The sequence below is a fragment of the Bradyrhizobium roseum genome (assembly GCF_030413175.1).
Taxonomy (GTDB): domain Bacteria; phylum Pseudomonadota; class Alphaproteobacteria; order Rhizobiales; family Xanthobacteraceae; genus Bradyrhizobium; species Bradyrhizobium roseum.
On sequence record NZ_CP129212.1, the window covers coordinates 5,557,989 to 5,578,079 of the forward strand.

Consider the following 20,091-nt stretch of genomic DNA (forward strand, 5'->3'; position numbering starts at 1 on the left):
CGAAGTAACTCCTGCCATTCCGCATCGTCATCCTGGGGAGCGCGCCGAAAGCGGCGTGCGCTCCATGATAAGGTCTACCCGAATCTTCGTTTACGCCATTCGATCAGCTTGGCGCTGACCTCTTCCGGCTTTTCCTGCTGCGTCCAATGGCCGCTGTCGCGGACGAGATATTTTTCCAGATCAGGGACGATCTTCTCCATGCCATCGGCGGCCGAGGGCGGCAGCACGGCGTCGTTCTCGGCCATGATCATCAGCGACGGCACGCGCACCATATGATCCATACCTTCCGAGCGCTGCCAGTTGCGCGAAAAATTGCGGTACCAGTTGATGCCGCCGGTGAAGCCGGTCTTCGTGAAGGTATCGACGAACACCTTCTTTTCCTCAGGCGACAGGATCGGCGTGCGCGGATCGAATTTGGCATCATAGGCGGCGATCATCTGCGGGAATGCAAGATTGGTCTTGGCCGATGCACCGACACCCGCGACCGACGGCGCTTCGGCCGCATCCTTGCGCGGCAGCGGCTTGCGCATGAAGGCGTCGAACGTCTGCTCGACCCGGCTGCCGAAGATCTTGTCGGGCTCGCGGGCGGGGTCCTGGAATTGCACGATGTACATGCTGTCGCCGAAACGCTTGCGGAACAGTTCGATCGGATCGGCCGGCAGGCGGTCGTAATGCGGCGTGTTGACACCGACGACGCCGGCGACGCGATCGATATGACGCAGCGGCATCTGCCAGACGATGAAGCCGCCCCAGTCGTGGCCGACGAAGATCGCCTTGTCGATCTCGAGGTGGTCAAGCAGTCCGACGAGGTCGCCGGTCAGGTGCTCCATGTCGTAGGCCTCGACCGGCTCGGGCCGGTCGGTCGCGCCATAGCCGCGCTGGTCCGGTGCAATGACGCGGATACCGGCCTCGCTCAGCGCCTTGATCTGGTGGCGCCAGGAAAACGCCAGCTCCGGCCAGCCATGACACAGAATGAGCGGAGGCTTGTCGGACTTCGGGCCCGCCTCGTAATAGCCCATGCGAATACCGTTCACCTGGGCGAACTGCAGCGGCGGCATTTCAATCATCGCAAGATCCTATTCAGCGGCGCTGGTCATGCTCGGCGGCGGCAGGAATGCCGCCTCCAGCTCCTCGAATTCGCGAGGCAGCATGCCGCACATGACCTGGACATGGGGAATGATGTTGGCGCCCGCAATGAAGCCGAAATCGAGCTGGTCGCGGTAGCTCTGCACGGTAATGTTGAGCGCGATGCCGTGGGTCGAGATCGACACCGGGAAAATGTGCAGCAATTCCGCCCCCGCGGCGTACAGTGTCTGCCGCGGCCCCGGCACGTTGGACACCGTAATGTTGGCGGATGGCGGCAACACGTTCGACAGGTCCGAGCGGCTGTAGAGCAGCGCCATGATCTGCACCATGATCGGCGCCCCGAGCATCGAGACGTTGGAAACCTGCGGCATGAACGCCCGCAGCGGATGCGACATCTCCTTGGACTTGGTGGATTGCGCGATGATCGCTTCCAGCCGTTCCCTGGGATTCTCGATATTGGTGGCGATCGAGCAGACCATGCCGAAAACCTGGTTGTTGGCTTCGGTGTTACCCTCCTCGCGCAGCGAGATCGGCACTGCCGCGGTCATCGACTTGGCTGGCAAGGCGCCGCGCTCCAGCAGATAGCGCCGCACCACGCCGGAAGAAAGCGCCAGCACCACGTCGTTGAGCTTGCCGCCGGATGCCTTGGCGACCGCCTTGGCGCGCGATAGCGAAATCGACGTGCCGGCAAAACTGCGCTCCGACGAAATCGCCTTGTTAAGCATCGTCGGCGGCGACAGCATGCTGGCAATGCTTTCGCGCGACTTCGGATCGGAGATCTTGCCGACGACATCGGAGACGCTCTTGAGCATCGCCGGGATACTGCCGGCGAATTTCACCGCGCTCTCGATCTGGAACATGGCGTTGTCGAACAGGATCGATCCGAGATCGCTCTTTCCCGAACGCGGCAGATCGAGGGTTTTCGGCGTCGACGAACCGTCGAAGGGCTGACGCCAGAGCTGCTGGTAGGAATCGATCAGATTGGCGGCGATGTCGCGCGGTTCCTTGGTCCCCTTGGCCTGCGGGATCGGCGCCTCGACCTTTCGCGGGATCGGCGTGACGTCATAGATCATGTTGGTCAGCGCGGCACCGGCGCCGCCGTCGATGCAGGCGTGATGCATCTTGGAGTAAAGGCCGATCTCGTTGTCCTTCATGCCTTCGAAGACGTAGAACTCCCACAGCGGCCGGGCGCGGTTGAGCAGTTTTGCATGCATCCAGCCGACAATGCGCTCCAGCGTGGCGCGGTCGTAGGGCGCGGGCAGGCTGCCACGGAAAATGTGACGGTCGATATCGAACTGGTCGTCCTCGACCCAGGAGGGATGATCGATGTCGAGCGGCGCCTTTTCCAGCCGCGCTTTGAGGATCGGCGCGATGTGCAGCCGTGAGGCGATCATCGCCTTGAAATCCTCGAAGAAGTTGCCGTTGTAGTTCTCCGGCAGTCGGAAGATCGCCATGCTGCCGACATGCATCGGCATCTCGGGCGTTTCGAGATACAGAAATGACGCGTCCATCGAAGACAGTTTCTTGGCGTCCGCCATACTTTCCTCCCGCGGTCAAAAACGCGGCGCCTTGGTGGCGCTTCTGGCGTCTGAAATAACTTTTGTTATTGGAGCATATCCGAAAACTCCTCCCGATCCTGCATCAATTGCAGGTGGGACTGTTCGTGATCATGCCCTTGAGCTCAAGGCGCAAGCTCAGGATTGTGCATTTTCAGGAGGCCCATAGGCAATGGCAAAGGGACCCGATCGGTCAAAATGCTTAAACTCCCCCTCGGGCTGCGCTAGGCGGTCGGCGACCGCCCATAGGGCCGCCGGATTGACGCCGAGTCCAATATGGCTCGCGAAATATACCTCGATGTTTTCAGCCGTTGCGGAAGGACGCAGCAGGCTGGTGTGCCAGTTCACGATACCGTCGGTGCGGGAATAGATCGAAGTCGCCGGCACCGGCAGGTCGCCGGCGATCGCCTCTCTGATCTCCGGATTGTCATCGGCCTTCTCCCCCGACAGCGCCTCATAGAGCCGCGTGGCGTTGGTGGCCCTGATGTCGCTGGCGAACGGACTGCCGAGCGTAATCACGCTGCGCACCATGCCCGGCTCCTGCAACGCGAGGTCGCGCGCATAGACGCCGCCAAGACTCCAGCCGACCAGGCTGACCTTGCGGCCGGTCTGGCCGTGAATGCGCCGCAACAGGTCGCGCAAGGCCTCGCGCTTGGACGCGACGCCGCCGAGATTGCGTCCCATGTTCCACGCATGGGCGTCGTAGCCGAGCTCTTTCAAATAGCGCCGCATCGGCGCCATCGACAGATCGCTGGCAAGAAAGCCCGGCAGCGCCAGCACCGGATGCCCGTCGCCCTTCGGTGCGCGCAACAACAGCGGCGACAGCAACAGGCTCGAGTTCAGCTCGAGCAGGCCCCTCGCCTCGGCCAGCAACAAGAACAGGCTCGGTGGCCGCAGCCGTTGCGCTTTCGCCGCCCCGTCCTCGGCGACGGCCACTTACTTCTTGTCCTTATGGCCCATGCCACCAAGGCCGGCCATGGTCACGAACATATCCTGAAACCGCTCGGCGATCTTTGGATCGAAGGTGAACCAGCTCTGAATCAGCGACTCCGGCGACACCTTTTCGATGTTGGCCATCATCTGCTGCTGCATCTTGTCCATCACCGCCGTCTGCATCGGCTGCACATCCGGAAGTCCGAAAAACTGTCTGGCTTCCAGCGGCGTGCAATCCACTTCGACGTTAACTTTCATGACCGCTCCTTTTGCTGGCTGCCTGCAGTATCGCCACGATAATCCTGATCGCGCAAGGACAAGAGCCGGACCCCGGCCTTTTCAACTCCCGACATGGTCAACCAAAACGTTCGGCGGCAAAGGGCCTGTGATCGGCAAACGGGGTCTCGCCGGTCATCATTTCCGCCAGCAGGCGGCCGGTGGCCGGCCCGAGCGTCAGGCCGTGGTGCTGGTGGCCGAAATCGAACCACAGCCCGCTGTGGCGAGGGGCCTTGCCGATCACCGGCAGCATGTCAGGCAGACAGGGCCGAGCGCCCATCCATGGCTTGGTGTCGACCGGTTCGCCCAGCGGGAACAACCGATGCGCCCGCGGCAGGGAACGCTCGACCTGGACCGGCGTCGGCGGCGAATCGCGGTGAGCGAACTCGGCGCCGGTGGTCAGTCGAATGCCACGATTCATCGGCGCCAGGAGATAGCCCAGGTCGGTGTCCAGGACGGGATGGTGCAAGACTGCGTTGCCGCGCGGCTTGAGGTGCAAATGGTAACCACGCTTGACCTGTAGCGGAATCGAATAGCCGAGCGGCGCAAAAACCTGATCCGACCATGGGCCCATCGCCACCACGACGTCGCGCGCCGTGATCGTGCCTTCCAGCGTCGCCACCCGCCATCGCGTGCCGGATTGTTCGAGCGTGCGCGCGTCGCCGACCAGATATCGCCCGCCCTTGCGGCCGAACAGCGCCGAATAGGCTTTGGCCAGGCCGCCGGGATCCGGCACGAAGCCCGGCGCCGGGAAATGGATGGCGCCACTGAAATCGCCGGTCAGATGCGGTTCGCGGGCTACAATCGCCGCCGGGTCCAGGATATCGCCCGCGACGCCATACTGCCGGGCCCGCTCCAGTTCGCTGACCGCACCCGCAAGCGTCGCCTCGGAGCGAAACAATTTGATCCAGCCGGTCCGCCGCAGCAACTCCGGCACATTGGCTTCCGCAATCAGTGCCTCATGCTCGATCAGGCTGCGCTGGATCAACGGCAATTCCGCCATCGCACTGTCCAGTGCACGCTGCGGCGACGAGGCGAGGAAATAGCGCGTCAGCCACGGCAGGAAAGCCGGCAAATCCCTGAAGTGGTAACGCACCTGCGGTGCCTGCAGCAACGCGTAGCGCAGGATCTGGCCGAGATCGCGCGGAAACATGTAGGGAAATACCGAAGCGCATTCGATCAGGCCGCCATTGCCATAACTGGTTTCCTCGCCGGCCACCTCGTGCCGGTCGATCAGAACCACGTTCCGGCCGCGCTTCTGCAGGTGCAGGGCGGCACTCACGCCGACCATGCCCGCACCCAGAACGAGTACGTCGGCCTTCAGTTCCGCCATCCGGCACTCCAAAAGTTCAATGTCCAGCGCTTGCCCGCGCGTCTTATGGTGAACCTACTCATTGCCGCACCGCCGCGCAAACCGGCACGCAGTGCGGGATAATGATGCTTGCGCGGCGGCTGGACTTTGGCAACATGGCTCGGCAATATCCGTCGCTAGTCGCGGAAATGGCGCATCAAAGCGGGAAATCGAAACAAATGTCGGTACGTCGAAGTGTGTTTGCAGCGGCCACGGCTTCAATACTTGCCTTAACGACAGCCCTGGCGATGGCGCCGGCATCGGCGCAGACCCTGCGCTACGCCAACCAGGGCGATCTCAAATCGCTCGATCCCTACACGCTGAACGAGAGCACCACCCACGCCCATCTCGGGCATGTCTTCGAAGGCCTGGTGGCGCGCGACAGGGATTTGAAGATCATCCCGGCGCTGGCCGAAAGCTGGGAGATTCCAGAGCCGACCCGCTGGCGGTTCAATTTGCGCAAGGGCGTGAAATTCCAGAACGGCGATCCCTTCACCGCTGACGACGTGGTTTTCTCGGCAGAACGCGTCCAGAAGAAGGGCTCGAACCTGCAGACCCGCATCCCCAGCGGCACCAAGGTGGTCAAGGTTGACGACTACACCGTGGACTTCGTCCTGCCGACTCCCAATCCCATTCTCAATTCGCAATGGGATACCTGGTACATCATGAGCAAGAAGTGGGCCGAGGCGAACAACGCCGTCGAGCCGACGCCGGCGGCGGCCACGACACCGAGCTTTGCCTCGCTCAACGCCAACGGCACCGGTCCCTTCAGCGTCGAGAGCCATCAGCCCGGCGTCAAGACGGTCTACAAGGCCAATCCCACCTGGTGGCGCAAGCCCGAACATAATCTCAAGGAAATCATCTTCACCCCGATCGGCTCGGATGCCACCCGCGTCGCCGCTCTGCTCTCGGGCGAAGTTGACGTCATCGAGCCGGTTCCGATCCAGGATATTTCGCGGGTTGATTCCAGCCCGAACGCCCAGGTTCTGAAGGGACCGGAACTCCGCACCATCTTCCTCGGCATGGACCAGGTCCGCGACGAACTGCTCTACTCCAACATCAAGGGCAAGAACCCGTTCAAGGACGTCAAGGTGCGCGAGGCCTTCTTCAAGGCCGTCGACATCGAACTGATCAAGAACCGCGTCATGCGCGGCCTGTCGACGCCCTCGGCGCTGATGATCGCGCCGCAACTGTTCAAGCTGTCCGGCGACTTCACGCGGCCGAAACTCGATCCCGACGGCGCCAAGAAGCTGTTGACCGAAGCCGGCTATCCCGACGGCTTCGAAGTCACGATGGACTGTCCGAACGACCGCTATGTCAACGACGCCGCGATCTGTCAGGCGGTGGTCGGCATGCTCGCCCGCATCGGCGTCAAGGTGACGTTGCTGGCCCAGCCCAAGGCGCAGTATTTTGCCAAGGTGCTGAAGCCCGGCGGCTACCAGACCTCGTTCTACCTGCTCGGCTGGACGCCCGGCACGCTCGACTCCCACAACGTCCTGTTCGACATCATGGGCTGCCGTGACGATCCGAAATCCAGCCGCGGCGAAGCCAATCTCGGTGGCTACTGCAACAAGAAGCTCGACGCATTCACCGACCAGGTGCTGCAGGAATCCGACGCCGCCAAGCGCGACCTCCTGATCAAGCAGGCCTACGAAATCGGCGCCAAGGACTTTGGCTATATCCCGCTGCACCAGCAGGCGCTGGCGTGGGGTGTGTCGAAAAAGGTCAAGCTGAGCCAGCGCGCCGACAACCAGGTCCTGCTGTACTGGGCGACCAAACAGGACTAGTCAGGCTTCAATACAGGTCCCGGTGGCTTCGCGGCTTCCGGGACTTTTCTTTTTCTTCGAGGCGACGGCAACCGTCGCATCCGAGGGCAGTGAAAGGAACCCATGCTCGCTTTCACGCTTCGCCGCGCACTCCAGGCTATCGGCGTCATGATTGCGGTCGGCGTCATCGCGTTCTCGATGTTCCGCTTTGCCGGCGACCCGGTCAACCAGATCGTCTCGCTGGATACGCCGGCCGCCGAGCGCGAGGCGGTGCGCAAGTCGCTCGGCCTCGACGATCCGGTGCCGGTGCAGTTCGCGCGCTACTTCATCAATGTCGCGCAATTCAAGTTCGGGGTGTCCTATCAATTCCGCCAGCCGGTCTCGAACCTGTTGATGGAGCGGATGCCGGCGACGCTGGAACTGGCGGCCTGCGCCACCGTCTTCGCCATGGTGTTCGGCATCCTGATGGGGGTCTATTCGGCGCTGCGGCGTGACTCCGCGCTGGCCAAGCTATTCCAGGCGGTGTCGCTGATCGGAATTTCGCTGCCGACCTTCCTGATCGGTATTCTCCTGATCTATCTATTCTCGGTGACGCTGGGCTGGCTGCCGTCATTCGGCCGCGGCGACGTCGTGCGTCTTGGCTGGTGGACCACGGGTCTGTTGACGCTGTCCGGCCTCAAGGCGCTGATCCTGCCGTCGATCACGCTCGGCCTGTTCCAGCTGACCCTGATCATGCGGCTGGTGCGCGCCGAGATGCTCGAAGTGCTCCGCACCGATTACATCCGCTTTGCCCGCGCCCGTGGCCTGACCACCCGCGCCATTCATTTCGGCCATGCGCTGAAGAACACGCTGGTTCCCGTCATCACTGTAGCAGGGCTGCAATTTGGCTCGGTAATTGCATTTGCCATCATCACCGAAACCGTCTTCCAGTGGCCGGGTATGGGATTGTTGTTCGTGCAGGCGGTGCAAAATGTCGATATCCCGATCATGGCCGCATACCTGCTGATGGTGTCGCTGATCTTCGTCACCATCAACCTGGTGGTCGATATCCTCTACACCATCGTCGATCCGCGCCTGCGCTCGACCATCAGCCGCCCGGCCTGAGACGCCCATGTCCGACGCCGTCGTCCCCCACCGAGTAGAGCCCAGTGCGCCGCCGACGCGCGGCGGCACCGGCTGGTTGAAGCGCGCCCTCGACAGCGACATCTTCTATTCGTTCCGCCGCTCCCGGATGACGATGGTAGCGGCAGCGGTGACGCTGCTGTTCTTCCTGATGGCGCTGTTTGCTTCCCAGCTCGCGGTGCAGAACCCGTTCGATCCGGCACAGCTGCAGCTGATGAATTCGCGTATTTCGCCGCTGTGGACCGCCGACGGTCAGAGCCCGTTCCTGCTCGGCACCGACGAACAGGGCCGCGATGTTTTCTCTGCGATTCTCTACGGCATGCGGATTTCGCTCGTCGTCGGCGTGCTCGGCGTCATCTTTGCCGGGGCGCTCGGCATCACGCTCGGCCTGATCGCGGGCTATGTCGGCGGCGCGGTCGACGGACTGATCATGCGCATCGCCGACGTGCAGCTCACCTTCCCCGCCATCCTGATCGCGCTGCTGGTCAATGGCGTCGCCAAATCCGTGTTCGGCAACCGGCTCGACGCCATGAGTACGCTGGCGGTGCTGGTGGTGGCGATCGGGCTGAGCTTCTGGGTGCAATATGCCCGCACCGTGCGCGGCTCGGTGATGGTCGAGAAGAACAAGGACTACGTCGCCGCCGCGCAGTTGATCGGGCTTCCCGCGACCAAGATCATTTTTCGGCATGTGCTGCCGAATACGATGGGCCCGATTCTGGTGATCGCCACCATCAACCTCGCGCTCGCCGTCATCACCGAGGCGACGCTGTCGTTCCTCGGCGCCGGCATGCCCGACACCATGCCCTCGCTCGGCACGCTGATCCGGATCGGCAACAATTACCTGTTCGCCGGCGAATGGTGGATCGTCGCGTTCCCCGGCATAGCGCTGGCGGGGCTGATCCTCTCCATCAACCTGCTCGGCGACTGGCTGCGCGACGCGCTCAATCCGAAGCTCCGATGACCGTTCCTGTTCTCAGCGTGCGTAACCTCGAGGTGGAATTTCTCACCCGCCGCAGCACGCTGCGCGCGATCAACGGCGTCTCCTTTGACATCGCCAAGGGCGAGGTGCTCGGCGTGGTCGGCGAGTCCGGCGCCGGCAAGTCGGTGACGGGCCTCGCCGTGATCGGACTGATCGACCCGCCCGGGCGTATCGCGGGCGGCGAGATCTATCTGTCGGGCATGCGGATCGACCATCTGCCGCCGGAAGAAATCCGCCGCATCCGCGGAAAGCGGATCGGCATGATTTTTCAGGATCCCCTGACCAGCCTCAACCCGCTCTACCGGATCGGCGACCAGATCGTCGAAACGATCCGCACCCACATGAATCTGTCGGAGACCGCGGCGCGCAAGCGCGCCATCGATCTCCTGGCCGAGGTTGGAATCCCCGCGCCCGAAAAACGGATCGACGCCTATCCGCATGAATTCTCCGGCGGCATGCGCCAGCGCGTCGTGATCGCGCTGGCCATCTGCGCCGAGCCGGAACTGATCATCGCCGACGAGCCGACCACCGCGCTCGATGTCTCGGTGCAGGCCCAGATCATTGCGCTGATCAAGCGCCTCGGGCGCGATCACGGCACGGCAGTCATGCTGGTCACCCACGACATGGGCGTGATCGCCGAAACCTCCGACCGCGTGGCGGTGATGTATTCGGGACGGATCGCCGAGATCGGCCCGGTGCAGGACGTGGTGCAGAACCCGCTGCATCCCTACGCCAAGGGCCTGATGGGCGCGATCCCGACGCTGGCCGGTGAAGAAAAACGGCTGGTGCAGATTCCAGGCTCGATGCCGCGCCTGTCGGCGATCCCGCCGGGCTGCTCGTTCAATCCACGCTGCGCCTTTGCGTTCGACCGTTGCCGCGTCGATCGGCCGGAACCGCTCCAGCACGGCTCGCATGCGGTGGCGTGCCATCTCTACGACAAGGCCACGGAGACCGCGGCATGACGGCTCCCTTTGTCGACGTCAGAAACCTGCGCCGCGTGTTCGACGTCTCCAAGCCGTGGCTCAATCGCGTCCTCGAAGGCGGCCATCTCGAGTACTTGAAAGCCGTGGACGGCGTGACCTTCGACATCAAGAAGGGCGAAACCTTTGCGCTGGTCGGCGAGTCCGGTTCAGGCAAGACCACCGTCGCGCGGATGGTGGTGGGATTGCTGCCGCCGAGCTCGGGCGAAGTGATCATCGACGGCATCTCGATGACGAATGCGAAACAGGCCCAGGCGCGGCAGCGGCTGCGCCGCCGCATCCAGATGATCTTTCAGGACCCTTATGCCAGCCTCAACCCGCGCTTCCGGGTCGATGCCATCGTCTCCGAGCCGATCCGCGCCTTCGACCTGATCCAGGGCGAGCGCGAAATTCGCGCCCGCGTCGGTGAATTGCTGAGCGTCGTCGGCCTGCATCCCGACGACGGCCTGAAATACCCGCATGAATTCTCTGGCGGCCAGCGCCAGCGCATCGCCATCGCGCGCGCGCTCGCGTCGGAGGCTGAGTTCATCGTCTGCGACGAGCCGACCTCGGCACTCGACGTTTCCGTGCAGGCGCAGATTCTCAACCTGATGCGCGACCTGCAGGACAAGTTCGGCCTGACCTATCTGTTCATCAGTCACAACCTCGCCGTGGTCCGCCATATGGCCACCCGGATCGGCGTGATGTATCTCGGCCGCATCGTCGAGATCGCGGAGGGGCGCGAGCTGTTCGCCAATCCCAAAATGCCTTACACAAAAATGCTGCTGGGTGCGGTGCCTGATCTGGCGATGTCCGGCCGCCAGCGCATCCCGGTCAAGGGTGAAATCCCCAATCCGATCGATCCGCCGCCCGGCTGTGCCTTCAATCCGCGCTGCCCGCTGGCGTTCGACCTCTGCCGCAAGGAGGCGCCGCTCCTCATCGACGGCGTCGCCTGCCATGCCGTCAACCAACCGGTTGAGAGCGCGGCCCTGGTATGATCACAGAGATGGGTGCAATGCGTGGCATCCCAGCGGTTGGCATCCAGCCTCCGCTGTGGTCAAGTGCGCGTGCATCGCAATATCCTCACCGCAGCGGATTCCCATGAGCAACATCAATCCCGATCCGTTCACTACAAGGCCGGAAATCGAGGGCACCTTTGGCGTCGTCACCTCGACGCATTGGATCGCCACCGCCGTCGGCATGGGCATCCTGGAAAAAGGCGGCAACGCGTTCGATGCCGGCGTCGCCACCGCCTTCACGCTGCAGGTGGTGGAGCCGCATCTGAATGGTCCGGGCGGCGACGTGCCGATCATCGTGCACGACACCAAGCGCGCCCGCACCGAGGTGATCTGCGGTCAGGGGCCTGCGCCGGCGAAGGCCACCATCGCGCACTACAAGAGCGAGGGCCTGGAAATGGTGCCCGGCACCGGCCTTCTCGCCGCCTGCGTCCCCGGCACGTTCGAATCCTGGATGCTGCTGCTGCGCGATTACGGCACGATGCGGCTGCGCGACGTGCTGGAGCCCGCGATCGCGTATGCGCGCGACGGCTATCCGCTGGTCGAGCGGGCGGCGGCGACCATCCAGATCGTCGAAAAGCTGTTCCGCAATCACTGGAAGACCTCGGCTGCGGTCTACCTGCCGAACAACGAGGTGCCGAGGCCCGGCACGCTGTTTACCAACAAGCAGCTCTCGGAAACCTACGCCCGTATCCTGCAAGAGGCCGAAAGCGCCGGCTCCGACCGCGTCGCGCAGATCGAGCGCGCGCGCAAATCCTGGTCGCACGGTTTCGTGGCAGAAGCGATCGACAAGTTCTTCCGCACCCAGGAAGTGATGGACGTCTCTGGCTCGCCGCATCGCGGCGTGCTGTCGGCGGATGACATGGCACGCTGGCAGCCGACCGTCGAGGCGCCGCTCACCTATGATTACGGCCGCTACACCGTCTGCAAGCCCGGCGTCTGGAGCCAGGGTCCGGTGATGCTGCAACAGCTTGCACTGCTGAAAGGCTTTGAGCTTGACGGGCTCGACCCAGCCGGACCCGAATTCATCCATCTGCAGATCGAGTGCGCCAAGCTCGCCTTTGCCGATCGCGAGAAATTCTATGGCGACCCGAAATTCACCGACATCCCGATCGAGACGTTGCTGTCGGACGCTTACAATGACGAGCGCCGCAAGCTGATTTCCAAAGACAAGGCCTCGCTCGATTTCATCCCGGGCTCAGTCGAAGGTTTCGGCTCCATCGTCAAGATGCGCCGCGCCGAAGGCCATCGCGAGGCGGTCGGCGCCATGGGCGCGGGCGAGCCGACCGTCGGCCGCTTCGGCGAAGTGCGCGGCGATACCGTGCATTTCGATATCATCGATACCGCCGGCAACATGATCTCGGCGACGCCGTCCGGCGGCTGGCTGCAATCCTCGCCTGTCATTCCCGAACTCGGCTTCTGCCTCGGCAGCCGCGCCCAGATGTTCTGGCTGGAAGAAGATCATCCCGCCGCGCTGGCGCCGGGCAAGCGCCCGCGCACCACGCTCTCGCCCACCCTATGCTATCGCGACGGCGAACCCTACATGGCCTGGGGCTCGCCGGGCGGCGACCAGCAGGACCAGTGGACCACGCAGTTCTTCCTGCGGCATGTCCACGCCAAAATGAACCTGCAGGAAGCGATCGACGCGCCGGCCTGGCACTCCGAACATTTCCCGATCTCGTTCTGGCCGCGTACCGCGCGCCCCGGCGTGCTCGTGGTCGAGAACCGCGTGCCGAAGGCAACCGTGGATACGCTGAAGAGCCGCGGCCATGTCGTCGAAATCGGCCCCGAATGGTCGGAAGGCCGCCTGACTGCAGCCTCCAAGATTGGCCGCCGCCGCCGCGCCGCCGCCAATCCGCGGGGCATGCAGGGCTACGCGGCCGGACGATAGCTGTGAAAGAGACAAGATGACCTGGTCGATCATCGCCCGCGATCCCGCAACCGGCCAGATCGGTATCGCGGTCGCAACGAGATTTTTCGCGGTCGGCGCACGTGTCCCGCACATCGCGCCCGGCCTCGGCGGCATCGCAACGCAGGCGCTGGTCAATCCGTATTACGGCATCGACGGCGTCAAGCTGTTGCGCGAGGGTAAATCGCCGCGCGAAGTGATCGACACGATGATCGCCACCGACGCCGGCCGCGAGAGCCGGCAACTGCATGTCATGGACATCCAGGGTCGCATCGCGGCGCATACCGGGCGCGACTGCGTCGACTGGTGCGGCAGCATCCAGGGTGACGGTTTCTCGCTCGCCGGCAACATGCTGGCCGGCGAGGCCGTCCTGGCAGACACGGCGCGGGCCTTTGCCGACAACGCTGCCCTGCCCTTTGCACAGCGGCTGATTACCGCGATGAACGCCGGCGAGGCCGCCGGCGGCGACAAGCGCGGCAAGCAATCGGCGGCGCTGGTGATCCAGGGCGAGGAGGAATGGTCCGACCTCGATTTGCGCGTCGACGACCATGCCGATCCACTGGCCGAACTCGCGCGGCTGGAACAGGTCAGTCGCGAGCGCTGGGTGCACTTTCGCCAGTTCATGCCGACGCGCAGCAATCCCGCAGGGATCACCGACCGCAACGTGATCGACGCCACCATCGAAGCAGCGCTGGCGCAAAAAGCATGACGGCACGCCCGCTGATCGAAATCGAGAAACTGCGCGTGGTGTTCCACGGCGACAACGGCCGCACGACGCATGCGGTGGACAGCGTCGACCTCAGCGTCGCCAACGGCGCCACGCTGGGATTGGTCGGGGAATCCGGCTGCGGCAAGAGTGTGACCTCGCTCGCCATCATGGGGCTGTTGTCCAAAGGTTCCGCCGAGGTCTCCGGCTCGATCCGCTTCGATGGATTCGACCTGCTCGATGTCCCCGACGATACGCTGCGCGACCTGCGCGGCAACCGGCTGGCGATGATCTTCCAGGAGCCGATGACCTCGCTCAATCCGAGTTTCACCATCGGCGACCAGATCATCGAGACCATCCTGCGCCATCGCGGCGGCTCGCGCCGACAGGCGCGCGAACGCGCCATCGCGCTATTGCGCCGGGTGCATATCCCGTCGCCTGAAAAGCGCATCGACGAATATCCGCACAAGCTTTCGGGCGGCATGCGCCAGCGCGTGATGATCGCGATGGCGCTGGCCTGCGATCCCAGGCTCCTGATCGCGGACGAACCCACCACCGCGCTCGACGTCACCCTGCAGGCGCAGATCCTCGACCTGATGCGCGAATTGAAGGCCGCCAGCGGCGCCGCGATTATTCTGATTACCCACGATCTCGGCGTGGTCGCCGAGGTCTGCGACGAGGTTGCGGTGATGTATGCCGGCGAGATCGTGGAGCGCGCACCGGTCGACGAACTGTTCGCCAATCCCCAGCATCCCTACACCGTCGGTCTGCTCGGCTCGATTCCGCGGCTCGGCCGTCGCACGACTCATCTGGCGACCATCGAAGGCATGGTCCCGAACATGGCGAACCCGCCGGTTGGCTGCCGTTTTGCGGCGCGATGTCCGTTCGTCGTTGAAAACTGCACCACCGCGCCGCCGCCGCTCGCGATCGTGAATCCCGGCCACGCCTCACGCTGCATCCGCGCGCCGCTGGAGCGGCTGGTATCATGACCGCACTTCTCGAAGTCGACGGGCTCGTAAAACATTTCGTCGCCGCGCGGTCGATGTTCGGAACGCCGACCGCCCATGTCAGGGCGGTCGATGGGGTCAGCTTCACCGTCGAGGCCGGCAAGACGCTGGCGCTGGTCGGCGAATCCGGCTGCGGCAAATCGACCGTCAGCCGGCTGGTGCTGCGGCTGATCGAACCCGATGCCGGCACCGTACGCTTCGAAGGCCGCGACCTCGGCGCGCTCGACGCCAATGCGCTGCGCGCCTTCCGCCGCGACGCGCAGATCATCTTTCAGGACCCCTACGCGTCGCTCAACCCGCGCATGACCGTCAGCCAGATCCTGACCGAGCCGCTGGCATTGCATGACCTGGTGCCGACCGCGCGCCGCCGCGAGCGGGTGGAAGAGATATTGCGGCTGGTCGGGCTCGAGCCGCGCTTTGCGCGCCGCTACCCGCACGAATTTTCCGGCGGCCAGCGCCAGCGCATCGCCATCGCCCGGGCGCTCGCGGTGGAGCCGAAACTGATCATCTGCGACGAGCCGGTGTCGGCGCTCGACGTCTCGATCCGCTCGCAGATCCTCAATCTGCTGCGCGACCTGCAGGACCGGCTCGGCCTCGCCTATATCTTCGTCAGCCACGACCTCGCCGTGGTGAAACACATCGCCGACCGGGTCGCCGTGATGAACCTCGGCGTGATCGTCGAGACCGCAGATGCCGAAACGCTGTTTGCAGCGCCCCGGCATCCCTATAGCCGGGCCCTGCTGTCGGCCATTCCCGTGCCCAAACCGCGGGCAAGGCGCAGCCGAATTGTGCTGCAGGGAGAGATGCCGAGCGCACTCCATCCGCCGGCCGGCTGCCGTTTTCACACCCGCTGCCCCTACGCGATCGATCGGTGCCGCATCGAAGTGCCGCAACTGCTCGCGGATAGTGCAGGACATGCCACAGCCTGCCATCGCACGGCAGAACTGCCGCCACCGGAGACGATCACGGCAGAGGACGGCGACTTTTCACCTGTTCTGGAAAAATTAGTCGCGGCCTTCAGCAAAGGCACGGAAGCTGCAGGGAGCGACGGGGTTGGTATCGTCGGAACAACCACAACGCTGGGTTAATGAATACGGGGTCGTCAATGTTCAAATTCTCGCGCCTGGCAATTGCCGTCGCAGCGCTGCTGGTGTCATCGGAGGCGGCCGTGCATGCCCAAAGCACGCTGCGCATCGGCATCGCCCAGGATCCGGACGTGCTGGACCCGTCGATCAGCCGCACCTATGTCGGCCGCATCGTGTTCGCGGCATTTTGCGACAAGCTGTTCGATATCGACGAGAAGCTCAATATCGTGCCGCAACTGGCGCTGTCTCACGAGACGTCCACGGACGGCAAGGAGATGACGATCAAGCTGCGGCCCGGCGTCAAGTTCCATGACGGCGAGCCCTTTAATGCCGAAGCCGCCAAGTTCTCGATCGAACGTCACCTGACGCTGCCGACCTCGTTTCGCAAGCCCGAACTGGCGACGGTCGATCATGTCGACGTCGTCGATCCCCTGACGATCAAGCTCGTGCTCAAGTCGCCGTTTGCACCGCTGATCGCGCAACTCACCGACCGTGCGGGAATGATGGTTTCGCCGAAAGCGGCAAAGGAACTCGGCGACAAGTTCGGACAGAGTCCGGTTTGCGCCGGCCCTTACAAGTTCGTCGAGCGCGTGCAGCAGGATCGCATGGTGTTCGAGCGGTTCACCGACTACTGGGACAAGGACAAGATCTTCATTGATCGCGTGGTGTTCCTGCCGATCATCGATTCCACGGTGCGGCTCGCCAATCTGAAATCGGGCGGCCTCGACCTGATCGAGCGCGTACTGGCAACCGACATCAAGGCCGTTCGCTCCGACAGCCGGCTGAAATTGTCGACGGCGCCGGGGATCGGCTACATGGGTCTCACCATCAACATCGCCAACGACAAGAACAAGGGCGCGCTCAGTCAGCACGCCAAGGTGCGGCAGGCGCTCGATCTTGCGATCGACCGCGAGGCCCTCAATCAGGTCGTGTTCAACGGCGAGTTCACCCCCGGCAATCAATGGGTCAGCCCGGACCATCCGTATTATCAGAAGGGATTTCCGGTTCAACCGCGCGACGCCGCCAAGGCGAAGGTCTTGTTGAAGGAAGCCGGGGTAAGCCTCCCGGTCACCGTCGATCTCATGGTGCCGCTGGGCGCGGAGAACGAGGCCGTGGCGCAGGTGCTGCAGTCGATGGCGTCGGAAGTGGGCATCGACCTGAAGATCCGCACCATCGAGTTCGCGACCTCTTTCAAGCAGGCCCAGGCCGGAGAGTTTCAGGCGTTCCTGATCCCCTGGAGCGGACGGATCGATCCGGACGGCAACGCCTATGTGTTCCTGCGCAGCAAGGCGCCGCAGAATGATGGCGGCTACTCCAACCCGGAAGCCGACAAGGCGCTTGATGACGCCCGTCTCGTGACCGACAAGGCGCAGCGCATGGCGATCTACGAGAAACTGACCAAGATCGTGCTCAACGACCTGCCGTTGATCTATCTTTATCACAACAAGCTCTTGATCGCGCATAGCACCAAGCTCGAGGGCTACAGGCAGATGCCGGACGGGCTCGTGCGCGTGGTCGGACTGAAGCTGAAGTGAGCGCAGCGGCCGGACCCGGATGAAGCCATGCTGAACTTCCTCGGCCAGCGCATCCTGCAGCTGATCCCCACCTTGTTCTTCGTATCGCTCCTGATCTTCTCGCTTCAGCACCTGCTGCCCGGGGACCCTGCCCTGGTGATGGCCGGTGAGGAGCGCGATCCCGCGGTCATCGAGCAAATCCGCCAGCAGTACAAGCTCGATCAACCGATCCCGATCCAATATGCCTATTGGGTCAAAGGCGTCTTGTCGGGCGACCTCGGCGAGTCCCTGCGCATCAAGGTGCCCGTTCTGAAACTGATCGCACAGAAATTGCCGGTGACCATGCAAGTGGCGTCGATGGCGATCGTGATCGCCTTCCTGATCGGCATTCCCGCAGGCATTATCTCGGCGGTGAAGAAGGGCACGGCGTGGGACTATGGCGCCAACCTGTTCGCGCTATGGGGCATCTCGACGCCGAATTTCTGGCTCGGCATCATGCTGATCTTCCTGTTCTCGGTCGAACTCGGCTGGCTGCCGGCCTCGGGCTACGTGCCGCTGTCCGAGAACTGGCGCGCCAGCCTCGCCTCCACCATCATGCCGGCTTTCGTGCTCGGCAACGCCATCGCCGCGGTCCTGATGCGGCACACCCGTAACGCCATGCTGCAGGTGCTGGAAAGCGACTATGTCCGCACCGCCCGCGCAAAAGGCCTCTCCGAACGCTCGGTCATTCTCAAGCACGCCATGCGCAACGCGCTGACGCCGGTCATTACGCTGGGGGCGCTCGAACTCGGCACGCTGTTGTCGGGCGCGGTGCTGACCGAGCAGATCTTTTCGATTCCGGGTTTCGGCAAGCTGATCGTCGACGCCGTGTTCAACCGCGATTATGCGGTCGTGCAGGGCGTCGTGCTGACCACGGCGACGATCTACATCACGCTCAACCTGATTGCCGATATCGCCTATGTCCTCGTCAATCCAAGGCTGAGGGCCTAGGCCATGACCGACGCTGCCATCGGCACGATCAAACTCAATCAATCCGACGAGCTGGAGAGCCCGGCGCGGCGCGCGCTGCGGCGCCTGTTCAGGCGCAAGGGCGCGGTGGCCGGCCTCGTCGTGATCGCCATTTTCGTCCTGCTCGCGGTGTTCGCGCCGCTGATCTCGCCGTACGAGCCGATCGCGACGAGCTGGTCGCTGGTGCGCAAACCGCCTTCCGCGCTGCACTGGTTCGGTACCGACGAACTCGGCCGTGACATTCTCGCCCGCGTGATCTACGGCGCGCGGGCCTCGCTGCTGGCCGGCGCGATCTCGGTCGGGATCGCGCTGTCGATCGGCGTCCCCCTCGGACTGTTGTCCGGCTACCGCGGCGGCTTCATCGATGCCCTGATCAGCCGCATGACGGATGCCATGCTGGCCTGCCCGTTCCTGATCCTGGCGATTGCGCTGGCGGCCTTCCTGGGGCCAAGTCTCGGCAACGCCATGATCGCGATCGGCATCTCGGCGACGCCGATCTTCGTCCGGCTGACGCGCGGCCAGGTGATGAGCGTCAAGGTCGAGGATTACGTTGAAGCGGCGCGCGCGATGGGCAATCCGCGCTGGCGCATCGCGCTGTTTCATATCCTGCCCAACATCATGCCGGCGCTGCTGGTGCAGGCGACGCTTTCGGCCGCCGCCGCGATCATCGCGGAAGCCGCGCTATCCTTCCTCGGCCTCGGCCAGCAGCCGCCCGCGCCCTCCTGGGGCAGCATGCTGAACGCCGCGCAGCGCTTTCTCACAAACGCGCCGTGGATGGCGGTCTGGCCGGGGCTGGCGATCTTCCTGGTGGTGCTGTCGTTCAACCTGGTCGGCGACGGCCTGCGCGATGCGCTGGACCCGAGGGAGAAGTAGGCGGTCGTCGCAGCGTCGTTCCGCGCCAGCATCCGTCGTCATTCCGGGGCTCGCGTAGCGAGAACCCGGAATCCATCGTGACATTTTGTTCTGCGGTGAGTTGGATTCCGGGTTCGCGCTGAAGCGCGCCCCGGAATGACGGCTGGGATTCGTGAGATCGGCTACACCACCACTTCCCGCATCACTCTCCGGCAATCCATCTCGTATTCCAGATCGATCACCGGCGGTCGGGCAAAGTGCCACGTCAAGCCCGCCCGCACCGCGCCGCGGCGAACCAGCGCGTCGGCAAAGACATGATGGAAGTCGTGGATCGTATACGTTTGCGTCGCCGTGACATCCTTCCAGCCGAAGTCGAATTCGCCCATGCGCCGCTCCATCACCCCGGCGACGTAGCGGACCTTGTCCGCGATGCCGTCGGGGCTGATGTCGCGGTAGCGCACCGTGCGCTCGGCATAGCTCGCATTGCCTTCCTGCGATTCTCCGCTGCCTGCAATGACAAAGCTCGGCGTCGTGCTCGGGCTCGGCCGCGTGAACGAAAACGCATAGAATGACGGCTCCGACGGCGGATCGATCTCCGGACAGACGTTGCTGCGCGCGACGGGGTTGGTCTTGCCGTCATAGACGCCCCATTCCGCCAGTGTCTTCACGTAATGCAGGTTGAAATTGCGAAATCCCTCGTCGGTGAAGGCGGCCGGCGAGCGCAGTTCGCAGGCGCAGAACGACGTCAGCGGCCGGCCCGCCGCCTGGATGTATTTTGCGATCTGCGCAAATCCCTCGGCCAGCGGCAGCCATTTGTCGAACCGCACCCGCTCGATCTCATAGCCGGGGTTGGCGGCCACGCCGCCGGAATATTGAAACACGGCCGGGATGAAGCGGTAGTTGCCGGCGGTAAAGTCGCTCGTCGTCATCGTGCTCCCTCTTTCTCTGCTTCTGGAATGAAGAGCT

At 63.7% G+C, this 20,091-nt stretch carries 18 protein-coding genes; 12 read left to right on the forward strand and 6 right to left on the reverse strand.

All coding sequences use genetic code 11. The features are described from left to right. Positions 1-74: 74 nt before the first annotated feature. From QUH67_RS26360 to QUH67_RS26380, 5 genes are all read right to left on the reverse strand, one after another. Positions 75-1,067 carry an alpha/beta fold hydrolase gene (locus tag QUH67_RS26360; protein WP_300942296.1) on the reverse strand — a complete coding sequence of 331 codons (993 nt, stop codon included), beginning with the start codon at positions 1,065-1,067 and terminating at the stop codon, positions 75-77. A 9-nt stretch (positions 1,068-1,076) separates the two neighbouring features. Then, positions 1,077-2,624 (reverse strand): WS/DGAT/MGAT family O-acyltransferase, encoded by a 1,548-nt coding sequence (locus tag QUH67_RS26365; RefSeq protein WP_300942297.1) that lies wholly within the window; start codon positions 2,622-2,624, stop codon positions 1,077-1,079. A 156-nt stretch (positions 2,625-2,780) separates the two neighbouring features. Further along, on the reverse strand, positions 2,781-3,578 hold the full coding sequence (locus QUH67_RS26370; RefSeq protein ID WP_300942298.1) for an esterase/lipase family protein: 798 nt from the start codon (positions 3,576-3,578) through the stop codon (positions 2,781-2,783). Beyond that, on the reverse strand, positions 3,579-3,833 hold the full coding sequence (locus tag QUH67_RS26375) for a DUF6489 family protein (protein WP_300942299.1): 255 nt from the start codon (positions 3,831-3,833) through the stop codon (positions 3,579-3,581). 97 nt (positions 3,834-3,930) lie between these two features. Continuing rightward, positions 3,931-5,184 carry an NAD(P)/FAD-dependent oxidoreductase gene (locus tag QUH67_RS26380; protein ID WP_300942300.1) on the reverse strand — a complete coding sequence of 418 codons (1,254 nt, stop codon included), beginning with the start codon at positions 5,182-5,184 and terminating at the stop codon, positions 3,931-3,933. A gap of 197 nt (positions 5,185-5,381) precedes the next feature. Here QUH67_RS26380 and QUH67_RS26385 point away from each other — a divergent pair, with 197 nt between their 5' ends. The 12 genes from QUH67_RS26385 (at position 5,382) to QUH67_RS26440 (ending at position 19,146) form a co-directional block, all read left to right on the forward strand. Next, on the forward strand, positions 5,382-6,989 hold the full coding sequence (locus tag QUH67_RS26385) for an ABC transporter substrate-binding protein (RefSeq protein ID WP_300942301.1): 1,608 nt from the start codon (positions 5,382-5,384) through the stop codon (positions 6,987-6,989). Between the two features lie 102 nt (positions 6,990-7,091). Beyond that, positions 7,092-8,072: an ABC transporter permease gene (locus QUH67_RS26390; RefSeq protein WP_300942302.1), complete on the forward strand. Its 981-nt coding sequence runs from the start codon at positions 7,092-7,094 to the stop codon at positions 8,070-8,072. Positions 8,073-8,079: 7 nt separating this feature from the next. Then, the gene (locus tag QUH67_RS26395) at positions 8,080-9,051 is read left to right on the forward strand and encodes an ABC transporter permease (RefSeq protein ID WP_300942303.1); all 972 of its coding nucleotides are present in this window, start codon (positions 8,080-8,082) and stop codon (positions 9,049-9,051) included. Further along, the gene (locus QUH67_RS26400) at positions 9,048-10,031 is read left to right on the forward strand and encodes an ABC transporter ATP-binding protein (protein ID WP_300942304.1); all 984 of its coding nucleotides are present in this window, start codon (positions 9,048-9,050) and stop codon (positions 10,029-10,031) included. Before QUH67_RS26395 ends, QUH67_RS26400 begins: the two co-directional genes overlap by 4 nt. Next, positions 10,028-11,026 carry an ABC transporter ATP-binding protein gene (locus tag QUH67_RS26405; protein ID WP_300942305.1) on the forward strand — a complete coding sequence of 333 codons (999 nt, stop codon included), beginning with the start codon at positions 10,028-10,030 and terminating at the stop codon, positions 11,024-11,026. Before QUH67_RS26400 ends, QUH67_RS26405 begins: the two co-directional genes overlap by 4 nt. Positions 11,027-11,129: 103 nt before the next feature. Continuing rightward, positions 11,130-12,935, forward strand: coding sequence for a gamma-glutamyltransferase family protein (locus QUH67_RS26410; RefSeq protein WP_300942306.1), 1,806 nt, complete (start codon positions 11,130-11,132; stop codon positions 12,933-12,935). A 16-nt stretch (positions 12,936-12,951) separates the two neighbouring features. Continuing rightward, positions 12,952-13,662: a DUF1028 domain-containing protein gene (locus QUH67_RS26415; RefSeq protein ID WP_300942307.1), complete on the forward strand. Its 711-nt coding sequence runs from the start codon at positions 12,952-12,954 to the stop codon at positions 13,660-13,662. Next, positions 13,659-14,648 (forward strand): ABC transporter ATP-binding protein, encoded by a 990-nt coding sequence (locus QUH67_RS26420; protein ID WP_300942308.1) that lies wholly within the window; start codon positions 13,659-13,661, stop codon positions 14,646-14,648. Before QUH67_RS26415 ends, QUH67_RS26420 begins: the two co-directional genes overlap by 4 nt. Then, on the forward strand, positions 14,645-15,754 hold the full coding sequence (locus QUH67_RS26425; protein WP_300942309.1) for an ABC transporter ATP-binding protein: 1,110 nt from the start codon (positions 14,645-14,647) through the stop codon (positions 15,752-15,754). Before QUH67_RS26420 ends, QUH67_RS26425 begins: the two co-directional genes overlap by 4 nt. Before the next feature lie 17 nt (positions 15,755-15,771). Continuing rightward, a complete protein-coding gene (locus QUH67_RS26430; protein WP_300942310.1) occupies positions 15,772-17,286 on the forward strand; it encodes an ABC transporter substrate-binding protein in 1,515 nt (504 codons plus the stop codon). Positions 17,287-17,313: 27 nt separating this feature from the next. Further along, on the forward strand, positions 17,314-18,255 hold the full coding sequence (locus QUH67_RS26435) for an ABC transporter permease (RefSeq protein WP_300942311.1): 942 nt from the start codon (positions 17,314-17,316) through the stop codon (positions 18,253-18,255). 3 nt (positions 18,256-18,258) lie between these two features. Beyond that, positions 18,259-19,146 carry an ABC transporter permease gene (locus QUH67_RS26440; protein WP_300942312.1) on the forward strand — a complete coding sequence of 296 codons (888 nt, stop codon included), beginning with the start codon at positions 18,259-18,261 and terminating at the stop codon, positions 19,144-19,146. A gap of 161 nt (positions 19,147-19,307) precedes the next feature. On the opposite strand, the gene cnbZ is transcribed toward QUH67_RS26440, so the two are convergent. Further along, positions 19,308-20,054, reverse strand: a complete 747-nt coding sequence (cnbZ, locus tag QUH67_RS26445; protein ID WP_300942313.1) for a 2-amino-5-chloromuconate deaminase CnbZ — start codon at positions 20,052-20,054, stop codon at positions 19,308-19,310. Positions 20,055-20,091: the final 37 nt, after the last annotated feature.

Coding starts and splice junctions, on each gene's coding strand:
- QUH67_RS26410 (WP_300942306.1), top strand. CDS start 11,130: ATGAGCAACATCAATCCCGATCCGTTCACTACAAGGCCGGAAATCGAG.
- QUH67_RS26375 (WP_300942299.1), bottom strand. CDS start 3,833: ATGAAAGTTAACGTCGAAGTGGATTGCACGCCGCTGGAAGCCAGACAG.
- QUH67_RS26420 (WP_300942308.1), top strand. CDS start 13,659: ATGACGGCACGCCCGCTGATCGAAATCGAGAAACTGCGCGTGGTGTTC.
- QUH67_RS26430 (WP_300942310.1), top strand. CDS start 15,772: ATGTTCAAATTCTCGCGCCTGGCAATTGCCGTCGCAGCGCTGCTGGTG.
- QUH67_RS26360 (WP_300942296.1), bottom strand. CDS start 1,067: ATGATTGAAATGCCGCCGCTGCAGTTCGCCCAGGTGAACGGTATTCGC.
- QUH67_RS26400 (WP_300942304.1), top strand. CDS start 9,048: ATGACCGTTCCTGTTCTCAGCGTGCGTAACCTCGAGGTGGAATTTCTC.
- QUH67_RS26385 (WP_300942301.1), top strand. CDS start 5,382: ATGTCGGTACGTCGAAGTGTGTTTGCAGCGGCCACGGCTTCAATACTT.
- QUH67_RS26425 (WP_300942309.1), top strand. CDS start 14,645: ATGACCGCACTTCTCGAAGTCGACGGGCTCGTAAAACATTTCGTCGCC.
- QUH67_RS26390 (WP_300942302.1), top strand. CDS start 7,092: ATGCTCGCTTTCACGCTTCGCCGCGCACTCCAGGCTATCGGCGTCATG.
- QUH67_RS26405 (WP_300942305.1), top strand. CDS start 10,028: ATGACGGCTCCCTTTGTCGACGTCAGAAACCTGCGCCGCGTGTTCGAC.
- QUH67_RS26415 (WP_300942307.1), top strand. CDS start 12,952: ATGACCTGGTCGATCATCGCCCGCGATCCCGCAACCGGCCAGATCGGT.
- QUH67_RS26395 (WP_300942303.1), top strand. CDS start 8,080: ATGTCCGACGCCGTCGTCCCCCACCGAGTAGAGCCCAGTGCGCCGCCG.
- cnbZ (WP_300942313.1), bottom strand. CDS start 20,054: ATGACGACGAGCGACTTTACCGCCGGCAACTACCGCTTCATCCCGGCC.
- QUH67_RS26380 (WP_300942300.1), bottom strand. CDS start 5,184: ATGGCGGAACTGAAGGCCGACGTACTCGTTCTGGGTGCGGGCATGGTC.
- QUH67_RS26440 (WP_300942312.1), top strand. CDS start 18,259: ATGACCGACGCTGCCATCGGCACGATCAAACTCAATCAATCCGACGAG.
- QUH67_RS26435 (WP_300942311.1), top strand. CDS start 17,314: ATGCTGAACTTCCTCGGCCAGCGCATCCTGCAGCTGATCCCCACCTTG.
- QUH67_RS26365 (WP_300942297.1), bottom strand. CDS start 2,624: ATGGCGGACGCCAAGAAACTGTCTTCGATGGACGCGTCATTTCTGTAT.